Source organism: Streptomyces djakartensis (assembly GCF_014651075.1).
GTDB classification, from domain to species: domain Bacteria; phylum Actinomycetota; class Actinomycetes; order Streptomycetales; family Streptomycetaceae; genus Streptomyces; species Streptomyces djakartensis.
The window spans coordinates 107727-122908 of sequence record NZ_BMWE01000001.1 but is presented as its reverse complement, the minus strand read 5'-3'; the positions used below and the strand labels follow the sequence as shown (position 1 = coordinate 122908).

At 71.2% G+C, this 15182-nt stretch carries 13 protein-coding genes and 1 tRNA gene; 11 read left to right on the top strand and 3 right to left on the bottom strand.

Annotation, left to right across the window (positions count from 1 at the left end):
- Positions 1 to 19: 19 nt before the first annotated feature.
- Both IE212_RS00540 and IE212_RS00535 read right to left on the bottom strand, forming a co-directional pair.
- The gene (locus IE212_RS00540; protein ID WP_190195647.1) at positions 20 to 2755 is read right to left on the bottom strand and encodes a phosphoenolpyruvate synthase; all 2736 of its coding nucleotides are present in this window, start codon (positions 2753 to 2755) and stop codon (positions 20 to 22) included.
- A 73-nt stretch (positions 2756 to 2828) separates the two neighbouring features.
- Positions 2829 to 3827, bottom strand: a complete 999-nt coding sequence (locus IE212_RS00535; protein WP_190195646.1) for a bifunctional lysylphosphatidylglycerol flippase/synthetase MprF — start codon at positions 3825 to 3827, stop codon at positions 2829 to 2831.
- A 314-nt stretch (positions 3828 to 4141) separates the two neighbouring features.
- Between IE212_RS00535 and IE212_RS00530 the strand changes: the two genes are divergently transcribed.
- The 8 genes from IE212_RS00530 (at position 4142) to IE212_RS00495 (ending at position 11492) form a co-directional block, all read left to right on the top strand.
- On the top strand, positions 4142 to 5746 hold the full coding sequence (locus IE212_RS00530; protein ID WP_229864010.1) for an aldehyde dehydrogenase family protein: 1605 nt from the start codon (positions 4142 to 4144) through the stop codon (positions 5744 to 5746).
- Positions 5747 to 5920: 174 nt separating this feature from the next.
- Positions 5921 to 7054, top strand: a complete 1134-nt coding sequence (locus IE212_RS00525) for an acyl-CoA dehydrogenase family protein (RefSeq protein ID WP_190195645.1) — start codon at positions 5921 to 5923, stop codon at positions 7052 to 7054.
- Positions 7055 to 7064: 10 nt separating this feature from the next.
- Positions 7065 to 8405 carry an aspartate aminotransferase family protein gene (locus tag IE212_RS00520; RefSeq protein WP_229863960.1) on the top strand — a complete coding sequence of 447 codons (1341 nt, stop codon included), beginning with the start codon at positions 7065 to 7067 and terminating at the stop codon, positions 8403 to 8405.
- Positions 8398 to 8910, top strand: a complete 513-nt coding sequence (locus IE212_RS00515) for a type II toxin-antitoxin system RatA family toxin (RefSeq protein ID WP_190195644.1) — start codon at positions 8398 to 8400, stop codon at positions 8908 to 8910. Before IE212_RS00520 ends, IE212_RS00515 begins: the two co-directional genes overlap by 8 nt.
- A complete protein-coding gene (locus IE212_RS00510; protein ID WP_190195643.1) occupies positions 8910 to 9401 on the top strand; it encodes a hypothetical protein in 492 nt (163 codons plus the stop codon). Before IE212_RS00515 ends, IE212_RS00510 begins: the two co-directional genes overlap by 1 nt.
- A gap of 70 nt (positions 9402 to 9471) precedes the next feature.
- Positions 9472 to 9711, top strand: a complete 240-nt coding sequence (locus tag IE212_RS00505; RefSeq protein WP_190195642.1) for an acyl carrier protein — start codon at positions 9472 to 9474, stop codon at positions 9709 to 9711.
- The gene (locus IE212_RS00500; RefSeq protein WP_190195641.1) at positions 9711 to 10961 is read left to right on the top strand and encodes a beta-ketoacyl-[acyl-carrier-protein] synthase family protein; all 1251 of its coding nucleotides are present in this window, start codon (positions 9711 to 9713) and stop codon (positions 10959 to 10961) included. The genes IE212_RS00505 and IE212_RS00500 overlap by 1 nt, the downstream gene beginning before the upstream one ends.
- A gap of 42 nt (positions 10962 to 11003) precedes the next feature.
- Positions 11004 to 11492 (top strand): SRPBCC family protein, encoded by a 489-nt coding sequence (locus IE212_RS00495; protein WP_190195640.1) that lies wholly within the window; start codon positions 11004 to 11006, stop codon positions 11490 to 11492.
- A 292-nt stretch (positions 11493 to 11784) separates the two neighbouring features.
- On the opposite strand, the gene IE212_RS00490 is transcribed toward IE212_RS00495, so the two are convergent.
- Positions 11785 to 12495 (bottom strand): SGNH/GDSL hydrolase family protein, encoded by a 711-nt coding sequence (locus tag IE212_RS00490; RefSeq protein ID WP_190195639.1) that lies wholly within the window; start codon positions 12493 to 12495, stop codon positions 11785 to 11787.
- A 221-nt stretch (positions 12496 to 12716) separates the two neighbouring features.
- On the opposite strand from IE212_RS00490, the gene IE212_RS00485 reads away from it, so the two are divergent.
- The 3 genes from IE212_RS00485 (at position 12717) to IE212_RS00475 (ending at position 15132) form a co-directional block, all read left to right on the top strand.
- Positions 12717 to 12803, top strand: a tRNA-OTHER gene (locus tag IE212_RS00485).
- A gap of 197 nt (positions 12804 to 13000) precedes the next feature.
- Positions 13001 to 13684 (top strand): class I SAM-dependent methyltransferase, encoded by a 684-nt coding sequence (locus tag IE212_RS00480; RefSeq protein WP_190195638.1) that lies wholly within the window; start codon positions 13001 to 13003, stop codon positions 13682 to 13684.
- A 23-nt stretch (positions 13685 to 13707) separates the two neighbouring features.
- Positions 13708 to 15132 (top strand): cytochrome P450, encoded by a 1425-nt coding sequence (locus IE212_RS00475; protein WP_190195637.1) that lies wholly within the window; start codon positions 13708 to 13710, stop codon positions 15130 to 15132.
- The last annotated feature ends 50 nt before the right edge of the window (positions 15133 to 15182 follow it).

The window sequence follows — 15182 nt, the reverse complement described above, 5'->3', positions numbered from 1 at the left end:
GTCCTGTGGGTGCCCGCCGTCACGGTGCGCCGCCGTCCCCGGGCGGGTCGGCGAGTACGGTGACGGTGCCGGCGGCGCCGTCGACGCGCAGCCGCGCGCCGGTGCCGATCTCGGTCGTGGCGTTCTTGACCTGGACCACGGTGGGGATGCCCAACTCCCTCGCCACCACCGCCACGTGGGTCAGCGGGCTGCCCCTTTCGATGACCAGCGCCGCGGCCGAGGGCAGCGCGGCCACCCAGCCGGGGTCGGTGCGGTAGGTGAGCAGGATGCCGCCGCCGATGTCGCGGGGAGTGTCGGTGACCACCGCGAGCCCTTCGACGACTCCGGGGCAGCAGGGGGTGCCGCGCAGTTCCCGGGCGCCGCTGCGGGCGGCGGGGCCGCCGGCCCAGCCCGCCCGCTCCAGGTTCCCCGACCAGTACGGGGCGCCGCGGGTGGTGAACCGGGACGGAGCGTGCAGCTCGGCGTCGGCGGCGAGCCGCCGTCGGCGCAGCGCGGCCAGTTCCCTCAGCTCGGAGTGGGCGATCATGCCTTCATAGGCGCCGCGGACCTCCTCCAGACGCAGCATGAACACGTCGTCCCAGGCGTCGATGGCCCCGCTGCGGGCCAGGTCGCGGCCCATGGCACGCAGCATGCGCTTGACCGAGCCGAAGGCGCGGGTGCGGCAGAAACGCAGCCGCTCCCGGTCGGTGAGTGCGGCCCTGGCCTTGCGCCGCACCCGCTCGTACACCCAGCGCCGGGGGCCGCGCAGACGCTCGTCGAGGTAGGCGTCGGCCTCGTTCCCGCGGGCCCCCGCGGCGCCGCTCGTGCTGCCGGGCAGCGCGTCACGCAGCAGCGTGAACAGTCCGGCCGGGTTCTCGTACAGGTCGGGCACCTCGAGCTTGAGCTCGTCGGGGCTGCGGTAGCCGTAGTCGGTGATGTAGGCGTCCACGGCGGCCAGGAACCCGGTGTGGCCGCCGTCGCGCAGCGCCGCGTAGGCGTCTTCGTCGGTGGTGTTCTCCAGCAGCCGCCGCAGTCCGTCGTCGGCTCGCACCCGGGCGGCCAGCGCGGACAGCGCCCGCGCGGGTTCGGCGGACTCGACGTCGCTGCCGGGGGCGGCCGCGGCCCAGGTGAACCACTCGGGGGCATCGGGCAGCCACTTGCGGGTCAGCAGGGCCAGCATGCCCACGGAGAGCAGGATCGTGGCGTCCAGGGCCTGCATCGGGCCCCACTTCTCGATGAGCTCCCGTTGCAGCCGGCGAAAGCGGCGGTAGGTCTCGTCACCGGGCAGCGCGTCGTAGTCGACGTTGTTGAAGACCTCGTAGGCACGGTAGAAGTTCCGGTGGAAGGTCTCCATGGATCTGCCGATGGTCAGGAACCTGTGCGCGAAGACGACGGTGCGGGCCAGCCGGGAGACGCGGCCGCGCAGGCCGGGCCGGGGTGTGAAGGGATGGAGCGCGTCAGCCGCCTCGTCGGAGACGCTCTCCGCCACGCCCAGCGATTTCTCCAGCACCCGCCGGTTGAGCCGGTAGAGGGGTGCCAGCCGCACCATGCGGTACCAGTGGTACAGGTTGTAGTAGACCCGTCCGTGGACGTACCCGAGCAGGTGCGGGGTCCACTCCTGGACCTCGCGCAGCTGGTCGCCCTTGACGCCCAACGCGCGGGCGTAGCTCTCGTACACCTTGGCGTAGGTGTCGGCGGCGAAGCTGTAGGTGAGCGGGGAGACGACACCGCTGAAGCTCTCGATGATGTTGGAGTTGTCCCACACCCGCAGTTCCCCGGCCGGTTCCCCGGCGGTGCCGGCCGCCGGGCCGAGGGCCGTGACCGGACGGCTCTGCAGGATCCACAGGGTCCCCTCGGCGATGGCCCACTCGATGTCCTGCGGAGCGCCGTAGTGTTCGGTCGCGCGTACCCCTGCCGCGTGCAGCAGGGCCAGGTCGTCCGCGGTCAGGGACAGCGCCTCGCGGTCCTCGTCGGCGACCGGCGACACCTCGCAGCCGGGTCGGCCGCCGGCGTCGTATCGTTCCTGCTTGTCGCCGATCACGGTGCTCAGCGGCTCACCGGTGGCGGCGTCCAGGACGACGGTGTCCGCGTCGACCGCGCCCGAGACCAGCCCTTCCCCCAGCCCGTGGACGGCGCTGATCACATGGCGGTCGGTACGGCCGGTCACCGGGTCGGCGGTGAACAGGACGCCGCTGCGCTCGGCGGGCACCATGCGCTGGACGATGACGGCGACGCCGCCGGTGCCGGGCGGCAGTCCACGCTGCGCGCGGTAGCGCAGGGACCGTTCCGAGAACCCGGAAGCCCAGCACCGGCGGACATGGGCGGCGACCTGCTGGAGACCGGAGACGTTCAGAAAGCTGTCGAACTGGCCGGCGAAGGAGTGTTCGGCGCCGTCCTCCTCCGCGCCGGACGAGCGGACGGCCACGAGTCCGCCGCCGGCCTGACGGTAGGCCTCGGCGATGGCCTCGATGACGCGCTCGCCCAGTGGTGCCGCGTCGATCAGCGTGGCGATCTCGGCGGCGACTTCTCCGGCCCTGTCGGGCCGGCCCTCCGCCGCGCGCAGGCTCTGAAGGCACTCGGCCAGTTCGCTGCCGCGGGAGAACTCCTCGAAGACGTCGAGGCCGATCACCGACCAGCTCGGGACCTGGAAACCGGCCGCGGTCAGGATGTGGAGGTTCCTCCCTTTCCCACCGGCCAGTTCGACGACCTGGGCTTCGTCACTGAGTGGTGTGAGGACGTGCGGGGCCTGGTGGCCGGAGCCGACGGTGAGCGACAACTGGATTTCCTCTGCTGGGCTTTCCCAACCTCGTCGAGAGGTTGCGCGTAGGAGCCTGGTCCTCGGGTGTGCGTCAGATGGACTTGGTGACGCGCAGGATCTGCCAGATGGCGGGGAGGCTGGCGCGGCCGTGGAAGGCGAGGTACTCGGGGAGTACCAGCTCCGGACCCCACTTCTCCTTGTAGGCGAGCTGGCTGGCCGAGGGGTAGACCTTGTCGCCGCGTTCGGCCATGAGGCGCATGAATCGGGTGGTCAGGCGGCTCGCCCCGGTGACCTCGTGGTCGGGGGACAGGCCGACGAACGGGGTGAAGCCGAAGTGCAGCCACTCGGCTCCCTCGTCACGGAAGGTCTCCATCGCGTGCAGGTTGATGGCCTCCATCACCCCGGGTGGCGCGGTCGCGCGGCGGCGGCTGAGGTCGTGCAGCCAGCCGGGGTGCGAACCGTAGGCGGGCGAGTAGGAGATGTAGCCGATCGAGGTGCCGTCCAGTCTGCCCAGCAGCAGCCGCCGATGGTGCTGGACCGGGCCGCCGCACTCGCCGACCAGGAACTCGATCTCCTTGACGTGACGCCCCTTGGAGCGCAGCCATTCGCGGTCGATGGAGGCGAGCTCGTCGGCGGCCTCGGCATAGGGAACCTCGGCCACCTCGAGACCGCTCCGCCTGGCCTTGGAGATCTTGTTGCGCAGCTTCATGAACTTGGTGCCGCGCAGCGTGTGCCCGGGCAGCCTGACCGCGTACGAGGAGCCGACCTGGTTCACGGTGAAACCGCACCGTGCGTACAACTCGGCGTCACCGCGCTGGAGCTGGATGGCGACCACCTTGCGGCGGGCCTTGCGGGCGAAGCCGAGGAAGGCGCGGAGCAGGCGCTCCCGCTCCTCCTGCGGCGCGAAGACGCCGCCGAACTGGATCAGGTAGCGACCGGCCTCGCGATAGGCGACCAGACCGGCGGCCGACGGATCGGTGAAGAAGGCGTTGCCGGCGTTGAGGGAGAGGAAGGCGCTGGGGTTGTCCGCACTCTCCTGTAGGGCCGCGACCACTGCGTCCCGGTCGGACTCCTGGTTGACGCTGACCATCCGCTTCTCCCTGTCGTCATCTGAGCAGCCGACGAACACACCCGGCTCATGGTCGCGGAGGGCACTCTGATCAGCCTGACAAACCGGTCTCAGGCCCATCTCCGCCGATTGTCAGGCGTGGCTGTGACAGTCGGTTGCAAGGGCCATGACGTTGGACATTTCTTCCCGTCCCCGTGGTGGAGGCGGGAGAGCGGAGGATCTGCGTGGGCAGCGCCCGTACGACGCCCCGGGCGTCGCATCTCAAGGACACCGTCGGCACCGGGGAGAACAGCACCGGTCTGCTGAGCTACGCCTCGCTCGTCGACGGCAAGAACGTGCCGAGTGACCGATGGGTCTACGTCGTCGACTCGGACGCCCTGCTGGATGACGCCTTCACCAGCCTGACGCTGAAGAGGAAGCTGGAGAGCGGCCGGCTGGCCCCCGAGGAGCTGCCCGGTGGCAGCATCGTCGGGCGAGTGGCGCGGGCGGACCGCGAGACCGTTTCGCAGGCCGTCGAGGCGGCCTCCCGTGCGACCGGTGAGTGGAACGCCTTCCCGCTCGAGGAGCGGCTGGACCGGTTCGGTGCCCTGCTGCACCGCCGACTGGCGGAGAAGGCCGACCGCACCATCGAGATCCTGCTGCGGGAGGGCCACCCGCTGGCGCTGGCCCGCTGGCAGGTGTCCGGGGCGCTGGAGTGCTTCGGGCCCGAGTCCCTCGCTTTCTACCGCAGCCAGATGCTGCAGGAGTCCCAGCACGGCGAGCGGCGGATATCCGTGCGGCGCAGGCCGGACGGCGTGGTCTGCCTCAACCCGCCGCAGAACGCCCCGCTGTCGAGCGCGCTGCTCGGCGTGACGGCGATGATGGCCGGCAACTCCCTGGTCGTACGGGCTCCGCGCAGCGCCCCGCTGGGCGTGATGTACGTCCTGCACGAGGTGGTCGCGCCGGTGCTCCAGGAACTCGGCGCACCCGGCGGCACGCTGAACGTGGTCTGCGGCGACCCGGCCCCGGTGCTCTCGGCCTGGCTGGACAGCCCGCTCGTCGACGACATCATGTACTTCGGCAGCAGCGAGGCCGGCATGCGCTTCCAGGAGCGCTGCGTGGCGTCCGGCAAGAAGCCGATCCTCGAACTCGCCGGCAACGACGCGGTCGTGGTGTGGAAGGACGCGGACCTGGAGTACGCCGCCGAGGCGCTGACCGAGAGCTTCTACGGCTCCGGCCAGCTGTGCATGATCCCCAACCAGGTGCTCGCGCATCCGGACGTCACGGAGCGGCTGGTCGCTCTGCTGGCCGAGAAGGCCCGCGAGGTCCGGGGCGGTTCCGTCCGGGACGAGGGAGTGCTGCTCACCCCGGTACTGCGCAACGAGAAGTTCTTCGCCTGCCTGGACGACGCCCTTGCCCATGGTGCCGAACTGGTCTGCGGCGGGCACGCGATGCAGGCCGACGGCACCCGGGACACCGCCGGCATCTTCCTGGAGCCGACGGTGGTGCTGGTCCGGGGGATGGCCGAGGCCCGGGAGATCCAGGCGGTGCGCCACGAGACCTTCTTCCCGCTGCTGCCGGTGATCGCCGCCGAGCCGGCCCCGGACACCGTGCTGCTCGAGCGGTTCGTGGACTTCGTCAACAGCAACCCCTACGGGCTGCGGAACTCGGTGTGGGCCCGCGACCCCGAGGTGGTGGACCACTTCGTCACCCGGATCACCAAGGGCGGCCTGCTCAAGGTGAACGACTCGCACATCGGCTTCCTGCCCGGGCTGCCCACGCACGGCGGCACCGGCCTGACCGGCGGGGTGTACGGCGAGGCCAACTACCCGATCCTGCGCACCTCGCACATCCAGGGCGTGAGCGTCTCCGCAGGCGGCATCCGCCCGAGGGACGCCGTGTTCGGCGCCTGGCAGGCGATGCGCCGGAACGAGGCGGAGACGGAGACGGCGGTCGAGTGACAGCGCCGCTGACCGCTGCCGGCCGATGACCCACGGGTGCCCGGCCGGCCGATGACCGCCCCGGGCCGTCGGCGCCGGACGGTGACCGCTGTACGCGGCCGGTGGTCCCGGTGCGACCGAGCGCCGGGACCACCGGTGAGACCTGCAAAGACCGAGAGAGCAGAGAGAATCCGCATGCGCCCACTCGAAGCAGCACGCGCGACCTGTGAATCCTTCTTGCCCGGCCTGCTCGACCGCCTCGCCGGCGTTCCGCTCGCGGAGCTCGAGGCACCGCAGAGCCCGGCCATCAGCCACTTCCGGCAGTGCGGCGGGCCCGCTCTGGTGATCCCCAAGGAGTACGGGGGTGTCGGCGCGGACCCGCTCCAGGCGATGGCCGTGACCCGGGCCCTGGCCTCCTACGCCCCGTCCCTGGCGGTGGCGACCACGATGCACCACTTCTCCGTGGCCACCTTGTTCAGTCTCGCGGCCAGCGTGCAGAGCAGCGGCATGGAGTGGGCGCTGCTCGAAGGGGTCGCGGAGCAGGGGCTGCTGGTCGCCTCCGGGTTCGCGGAGGGGCGGCCCGGTCAGGGCATCCTGTCGCCGACCATGACCGCCCGGAGGACCGAGGGCGGTTATCTGATCAACGGCTCCAAGAAGCCGTGCAGCCTGTCCCGCTCCATGGACCTGCTGACCGCCAGTGTGGCGCTGCCCGCCGCCGACGGCACCACGCAGATGGCGGTGCTGCTGATCCCCCGGGAGACGGAAGGGGTCAGTGTGCACCCGTTCTGGGGGAGCCAGGCGCTCGCGGGCGCCGAGAGCGACGAGATCCGGCTGACCGATGTCTTCGTGGACGAGCAGCTGATGATGCCCAACACGGCCGGCCCGGGCGAGCTGGACGAGCTCCAGACCGTCGGCCTCATCTGGTTCGAACTGCTCATCTCCAGCTGCTACCTGGGCATGGTCAGCGGTCTGGTCGAACGGGCCGTGGACCAGCGCAAGGGCAGCGATTCGGACCGGGCACGGGCGTTGATCCGCCTGGAGGCGGCCGCCCAGCTCCTCGAGGGCGTGGCCCGGCGGGTGCGGGACGGCGAGATCGGCAACGAGGGCCTCGCCCAGGCGCTGGTCGCCCGGTACGCGGCGCAGGACGCGCTCGGCGACGCCCGGAACCAAGCGGTGGAACTGCTGGGCGGGACCGCGTTCATGACCGCGTCCGACGTCGCCGTCCTGGCCGCCGCCTCGCACGGGATCGGCTTCCACCCGCCGTCCCGGAGCAGTTTCACCGGCCCGTACCTGGCGCACGCGGCGGGCGAGCCGCTGCGTCTGGCCTGAGGAGACCACTGTGACCATCGCACCAGGCACCTCACCGACCGCCGCCGCCCCGGACCGGGCGGCCCCCGGCGGTGCCCGCCGCATACCCGGCCGTGAGGAACTCGGCCAGATGTACCGCGACCACCTGAACCGGGGCCGGGCCACCCTCGGTGAGATGTTCGGCGGCCATGTCGAAGTGGAGTCGCAGGGCGCCTGGGTCACCACGGCCGAGGGACGGCGCTTCCTCAACTGCGGGGGCTACGGCGTCTTCCTGACCGGTGCCCGGCACCCCACGGTCATCCGGCACGTCGTCGAGCAGCTTCAGACCCATCCGATCTCCACCCGGGTCTTCCTGGAGCCGCAGGCGGCGCTCGCCGCGGAGGCGCTGATCTCCGTCGTCCCGGCCGGACTGTCCCGCGTCCACTTCGCCGGCTCGGGGGCCGAGGCCGCCGAGACCGCGCTCAAGCTGGCCCGGACCAAGGGCCGGCACCGGCTGGTCGCCACGGTCAACGGCTACCACGGCAAGACGGCGGGCGCGCTCAGCCTCACCGGCAACGAGCTCTTCCGCGCCCCGTTCCAGCCGCTGCTGCCGGGAACCACGCACGTTCCGTTCGGTGACGCCGCGGCACTGGAGGCGGTGCTCGCCGAGGCACCCGGCGAGGCTTGCGTGTTCGTGGAACCGGTGCAGGGCGAGGCCGGAGTCGTCATCCCACCGGCCGGCTACCTGCGCGCCGTGCGGGAGGCCTGCGACCGGCACGGGGCGCTGCTGGTGCTCGACGAGATCCAGACCGGCCTGGGACGCCTCGGCACCTGGTGGGGCGCGGACGCGGAGGGCGTCACCCCTGACATCATGCTCGTCGGCAAGGGACTCAGCGGCGGGGTCGTGCCGGTGTCGGCCGTGGTGGCGACCCGGGAGGCGTTCTCCGTCTTCGACCGTGACCCGTATCTGCACACCTCCACCTTCTCCGGCGCTCCGCTCGCCATGGCCGCCGCCCGCGGGGCCATCGCGGCCATGAAGGAGGAGGAACTCGTCACCAGGGCCCGCGAACTGGGCGACGAACTGCTGCCGGAACTGCGCAGGATCGCCGTGCACCACTATGGGGACGCCGTGCGCGAGGTGCGCGGCCGGGGACTGCTGCTGGGCATCGAGTTCGCCGAGCCGGGACCGGCCGGCGACCTGCTCATCGAGCTGATCGACAACGGAGTGATCGCCAACCACTCCCTCAACTCGCACCTGGTGCTCCGTCTGACCCCGCCCGCCGTTCTGGCCCGCAGCGATGTGGACTTCCTCTACGAGGCGTTCGACCGGGCGTGCCGCGCGCAGGCGGCCCGCTACTCATCCACCGCAGGAAGCAGCCGAGACCATGCGTAACGCATCTGTAGCCCTCCGTATCCACGACGTCAGTCCTCAGGCCGTGTTCGAGCGGGTCCATGACTTCGCCCGCTACCCGGACTTCACCGACGTGGTCCGGAGCGTGACCGTCCACGAGATCTCCCCCCAGGAGGAGACGAGCGACTGGGAGGTCTACTTCCGCAACGGCATCCTGCGGTGGACCGAGGCCGATCGTTTCGACCGGGAGGCCCTGGTCATCTCCTTCGAGCAGGTCGACGGCGACTTCGAGGAGTTCTCCGGAAGCTGGCGGATCACCGCCGACGGGCCGGACAGCCTGGTCTTCTTCTCCGCCGACTTCGACTTCGGCATCCCCAGCCTGGCCGGCATTCTGGACCCGGTGGCGCAGCGGGTGTTCAAGGAGACCATCGCCCGGGTCGTCTTCGGCCTCTTCGCCGGAGCGGTGAGCGTGGTGGACGACGAGGCGGTGGCCAAGGCCGTGGTGGAGTCGGCCATCCCCTCCCCGAGCGTCCCGGGGCTCCGCTGATGGACGGCAAGAACCTCTTCGAGACGCCCACCACCTACCGGCTGATCCGTCTGGAGTACGGGCTCGGCCTGGTGGTGGCGACCGTCCTCTTCTTCGCCCACCTCGACGAGGTCCGCTGGCTCCCGGCGATCGGGCTGTTCGTCTACATCGACCTGATCGGCTACCTGCCCGGGGCCTTCGCCTACCGCCGCAGCCCCGACAAACGCATACCGAAGGTCTACTTCGTCCTCTACAACGTGATGCACAGCCTGGTGACCCAGGGGCTTGTGGTGCTCGCCTGGATCTGGCTCTTCGGAGCCGAGTGGGCGCTGCTGGCCATTCCGATCCACCTCTTCGGGGACCGCGCCCTTTTCGGCAACTTCCTGAAGCCGTTCGCGCTGCGCTTCGAGCCCGAGCCCCATCCGGCGTACACCGCCTTCCGGGAGCGCTACGAGGCGTCAGGCGTGGAGCCGGCCCCTGGCCAGGCGGCCGGCGTGCCGGCCCACCGCTGACCGCCCGGCCCCCCTTCCGACAGACCACACCGGTCCGCACGGACCGGCCACCGACATCGAGGAGCCTGCCATGAGCAACGTCTACGACCGTCTCGTCAAGCTGCTGACCGAGGGCTTCGGGCTGGAGGCCGACGAGCTGAACCCGGACGACACGTTCGGGCACCTGGAGATGGACTCGCTCGCCCTGGTCGAACTCACCGTCGCCGCCGAGGAGGAGTTCGGTGTCGCGCTGACCAACGACGAGGTCGGCCCCGACTCCACGCTGGCGCAGGCGGCCCAGGTCATCGAGCAGAAGACGGTAGCCGTCTGATGGGCGGCAGCCCGAGCGGCGAGCACGAGCGGTTCGACGCGGCCGTCACCGGACTCGGCATGATGACCCCGGCCGGGGCCGGCACCGCCGCGTCCTGGGAGCGCATCCGGGAGGGCGCCGGCACGGAGGCCGTCAGGATGCCGGAACTCGCGGGCATCACGACCGATTTCGCCTGCAGGGTGCCCGGCTTCGACCCGGTCGCGGTGCTCGGCCGGCGCCGGGCCGGGCAGTTCGACCGCTCCAGCCAGCTGGTGCTGGCCGCTGCCATGGAGGCGGTGGCCGACTCCGGCCTGGATCCGCAGACCTGGGACGGCGCCCGTGTCGGTGTGGTGCTCGGCAACGGAATCGGCGGCGCCGAGACCTGGGAGACGCAGCATCGCAGGCTTCTCGACTCGGGGCCGCGCCGGGTCTCCCCCCGGCTCATCCCGATGCTGTCGGCCAATATGGCCGCCGGGTACGTGTCGATGGAGTTCGGCGCCCGCGGCCCGTCGCTGGTGACGGCGACGGCGTGCGCCTCGGGTACGACCGCCATCGGGACCGCCCGTGATCTGCTGCGCTCGGGGGCCTGCGACGTGGTGATCACCGGGGGCACGGAGGCGCCTCTGACCCCTTCGCTGGTCACCGGTTTCAGCCAGATGGGCGCGCTGTCCCGGCGGAGCGACGACGTTCGTGGCGCGTCCCGTCCCTTCGACGCGGACCGGGACGGCTTCGTCGTCGCCGAGGGTGCCGCCGTGCTGGTGCTGGAGCGGGCCGGGGACGCCCGGGCACGAGGGGCCCGGATCCGCGCGATGATCAGCGGCTACGGCGCCTCCGCGGACGCCTACCACCCGACGGCGCCGGACCCGGAGTGCACGGGCGCCGGGCTCGCGCTGCGGGCGGCGCTCAGGGACGCCGGCGTCGGCCCGGACGAGGTGGACCACGTCAACGCGCACGGCACCTCGACCCTGATCAATGACGCGACGGAGGCCCGTCTGATCCGAGGCGCCCTCGGAGACCGGCCGCTGGTCACCTCGGTCAAGGGCGTGACGGGGCATTCGCTCGCCGCCGCCGGAGCGATCGAGGCGGCGGTGGCCGCGCTCACGCTGGCGGATTCGTTCGTCCCGCCGACCGCCAACCTGGAGAGCCTGGATCCCGAGATCGAGCTGGACGTGGTCGCCAAGGAGGGGCGTGCGACGCCGGTCGAGGTGGTCGTCAGCAACTCCTTCGGCTTCGGGGGCCAGAACGCAGTACTGTTGCTCACACGCGCCTGACGAGTACATGACTTATCGGGTGAACGGTCCTGGAGGGAGTCGATGATTCCGGTGGAACGCCGCTGGGAGATCGAGGAGAGCGTCTTCATCAAGGCCGCGCCCGAACGGGTGTATGCCGCCGTGGCGGACGTGCGGTCGATGGGGCGCTGGAGCCCGGAGTGCGTGGCGGTGCGCGGAGTGCCGCACGGCCCCGTCCCGGCCGGTTCCCGGTTCATCGGCTTCAACCGCAAGGGGCCGTTCGTGTGGTTCACCAGCTGCCGGGTCACCAGCGCGGAGCCGGGTGCCGTCTTCGCGTTCCGGGTCAGCACCTTCGGGCTCCCGGTGGCCCTCTGGGGCTACCGGTTCGCGCCGGAAGCGGACGGGACCCGGGTGACCGAGTACTGGCAGGACCTGCGCACGGGCCGGCGTGGCGGGGTCGCCGAACTGCTCGGCCGGATCTTCACCGGCACCCGTCCCGATCGGCGCCATCTCGCCAACCTGGCCGGTATGCGCGCCACGCTGGGGCGACTCAAGCAGGTGCTGGAGAGCTGAACCGTGTTGCGGAACGCCGTGATCACCCGACCGGACGCGGGCCGTCGGTGCGCCTGACCGTCGCGTCGTGAGGCCGGCCGGGTGAGGGCCCGGCGACCGGCGGCACCCGCTCGGCGAGCGGCGGGCACCAGGGACGGCTCCGCCCGCACCCGCCGTCACCGTGTTGACGAACCGCCCTCGGCGTCCGGCCGTGCTCCGTGCGACCCTGCCCCGGCGGCCGGCGCCCGGCAGACGTGCCGTCCTCACCCCTGCGAAAGCGCTGCCCGTCTTCCCTGGGCCCCCGCGCCCCCTCTCAGGGCCGCGGCACCTTGCCGGCCGGCGAAGAGCCCGGGCTCGACGGACGGAGGTGCCGGCCGAGTGCCCGCACCACCGCCGCGGCCGTCACGGCATGACCACGGCCGTTCAGCGCCCTCCCGGTACCGTCCCACATCCCGGCGTCAGCCACGGGCCCACTGGACGACAGGTCCACATGGAGCGCCCCGTGCCTCAGCGCCAGGGTCCGGGAGTGCTTGACCTGGGCGCGCTGCCGGGCCCGTACCACCTCGTGGTCCAGCTGCCCTGCCCCCGGTGATCGCGTCAGATCGAAGGGGTCCACCAGCAGCACGTCGTAACCGCGTTCGCGCAGCGGGGCGATGATCCGGACGAGTTCCGTCCGGAAGGTGCCGGCATCGAAGCCCGGGCTCAGCAGTTCGTGGCCGATCAGCTGGATCACCGCCAGGTCCCCGCCGAAGGCCAGCGCCTCGGGAAGCTGCCGGGAACGGATGTCGGCCGCCTGCCGCACCCGCCCGCTCAGCAGGTTGAGGCAGGCCACCGCGGGTTCCCCCTCCCGCAGGGCGTCCGCGACCAGTTCGGGCCAGCACGCGCTGCCGTAACCCTCGACCGGTTCCGCACGCCGGTCCGCCCTGCCCTCGCCGAGCGCCACCATCCGGCGCCAGCGCGCTCCGGCCAGGAGCCGTCGCGCCTCGCCGTCGTGCAGCCGGCAGGGGTCGTTCTTCTTGTTCATGGTATCCACGGGCAATTCGGGCACAAGATCTCTCCGCTCGCCGAGGCCTCCGCGTGACATGCGCCGGAGGCCGTCCCCCCATTGGAACTCCTTTCAAAGATGGCCTGCTTGGACGCCGGTGAACCCCGCGTCTCAGAACCGTCTCAGTGGAATGTCAGGAGAGGGCGGCAGAATCATGGACACCGGCGAACGGGGCGAGCGTCCTTCGGCCCCGCCGCACTGGAGAGGTACCCGAAGCGGCCCAACGGGGTTCCGGAGCAATCCGGATCGGGTGCAAGCCCTCGCAGGTTCGAATCCTGCCCTCTCCGCATCGGCCCTCCGGGGAAGCGGACCACGCGGTCCGCTTCCCCGGAGGGCCGCAACGCACCATGGCCCGGCCGACGGCCCCCGAGCCGACGATCTCCGGCCGTCGCCGTGGCCGGGGCCCGGCCGGGATTCCGGCGGCTCTCTCGCGCCGTCGGCCGGGAATGTCTCCCCACCCGCAAGCTTGCGAAGGGAAAGCCGGATGATCGGCACGCTGCTCAAGAAACCCCTGGAAGTGGTCGAGGCGAACTTCCGGCAGCCCAACGGCACGGCCGGGCAACTCGTCGGCCACCTGATGACGCTCCAGCACCGCTCGTTGACGGTGTGGGCGATCGAGCACATGGAGGTGCGCCGCTCCCAGCGCGTTCTTGACGTGGGCTGCGGTGGCGGGATGGCGGTCAAGCTGCTTTCCGAGCGGACGCCGCAGGGCTTCGTCGCCGGCGTCGACTACTCGATGGACATGGTCAGCCAGGCCGTTCGCCGCAACGCCGACGCCATCGCCCGCGGACGGGTCGAGGTCCGGCACGGCGACTCGGCCGAACTGCCCTACGACGACGCCAGTTTCGACCACGTGAGCGCGATCGAGACCTTCTACTTCTGGCCCGACCCGATGCGCGGGCTCGCCGAGGCACACCGTGTGCTCCGGCCGGGCGGGCAGGTGGCGATCACCCTGGAGATGAGCCGGGAGGCGGCCGACGACCACCCCTCGCTGATCCAGCGCTTCTTCGGCCGGCAGTTCACCGAGCGCTCGGAGCGGGACGGGCTGCACATCCTGTCCGGTGCCGAACTGACCGACATGCTGGCCAAGGCCGGCTTCCGCAACGTCCGGTTCGTCGCCGAGCCACGCCGTTCGCTCGGTTGGGTGTGCGCCCTCGGACAGAAGTGACGGCTGTGGAGAGGACGGCGAACATGGCAGTGGGGCAGCACAACGGACCCGCGCCGGAGGCCGACGGCCTGCCGGTACTGGGCAACGTCGTGGACTTCCGCAAGGACATCCTCGACGCGATGTACCTGGGGTGGAAGGCCCACGGTGACCTCGTCCGCTACCGGCTCGGCTCGGTCGTGGTGCACGGCGTCTCCAGCCCCGAGCTGGCCGGCGAAGTACTCACCGACAGCGCCACGTACGGGAAACTGGGCCCGGACAACCCGCTCCGGCTCATCCTCGGGGAAGGGCTGCTCACCAGCGACGACCACGAGAGCTGGATGCGCAACCGGCGCATGATGCAGCCGATCTACTCCAAGCAGGCGCTCTCGGGGATGTACCGCGCCATGGTGGACTCCACGGCCGACCAGCTCGCCCACATGGAGCGCGCCTACGCCTCCGGCGCCGAGGTGGACGTGCATGGCGAGATGATGCGGGTCACCCTGGACATCGTCAGCCGCTGCATGTTCAGTACCGACGTCACCCGCACCCGCGACAAGCTCAGCCCCGAAGCCGTGGACGTGGCGGTGAACTACGCCTTCGACCGGCTGCAGAACCCGTTCAGCCCGCCCACCACCTGGCCGACCCCACGCAACCGCCGTTTCCGGCAGGTGATGGAGGGCCTCGACGAGATGATGTACGGCCTCATCGAGGAGCGCCGGGCCGCGGGGACGCCCGAGGACGGCGCCAAGGACCTGCTCGACATGCTGCTCGCCGCCCGGGACGAGGAGACCGGAGAGGGGATGAACGACCGAGAGCTGCGCGACGAGATCATCACCACCTTCGCGGCCGGCCACGAGACCACCGCCGTCACGCTCAGCTGGGCCTTCTACCTGCTCTCCCAGCACCGTGAGGTGCTGCGCCGTGCGCAGGAGGAGGTGGACCGGGAGCTGGGGGGCCGGATGCCCACCGCGGACGATCTGCGCCGGATGCCGTATCTGCTGCAGATCTTCGAGGAGGCGCTGCGGCTGTATCCGTCGGCGCCGATCGTGCCCCGGCTGACGCTCAAGGACACCGTGCTCGGCGGCCATCACGTGCCGAAGGGCTCCCGGGTCCTGGTCAACCTGTTCAACATCCACCGGCACCCGCGCCACTGGAGTGACCCCGAGCGTTTTGAGCCCGACCACTTCGCCGCGGCGAAGAAGAAGGGCCGCCACCGTTTCGCGCACATGCCCTTCGGCGCCGGTCCGCACCTCTGTATCGGCAAGCACTTCGCGCTGATGGAGGCGCATCTGCTGCTGGCCACACTCATCCGGCGGTACGACTTCCGGCATGTCCCGTCCCATCGGGTGGTGAATCACGCGACCATCACCCTGCGGCCGAAGTACGGGATGGTCATGACGCTGCATGAGCGCCGCCACGCTGCCATCAGCGCGGGCGCCGCGGTGGCCGCGGGCGCCCCGGCGGACTGACAGGCCGATCGACAGCACGTCTGCCGTGCACGCGCGCGGCGCACCGGCAG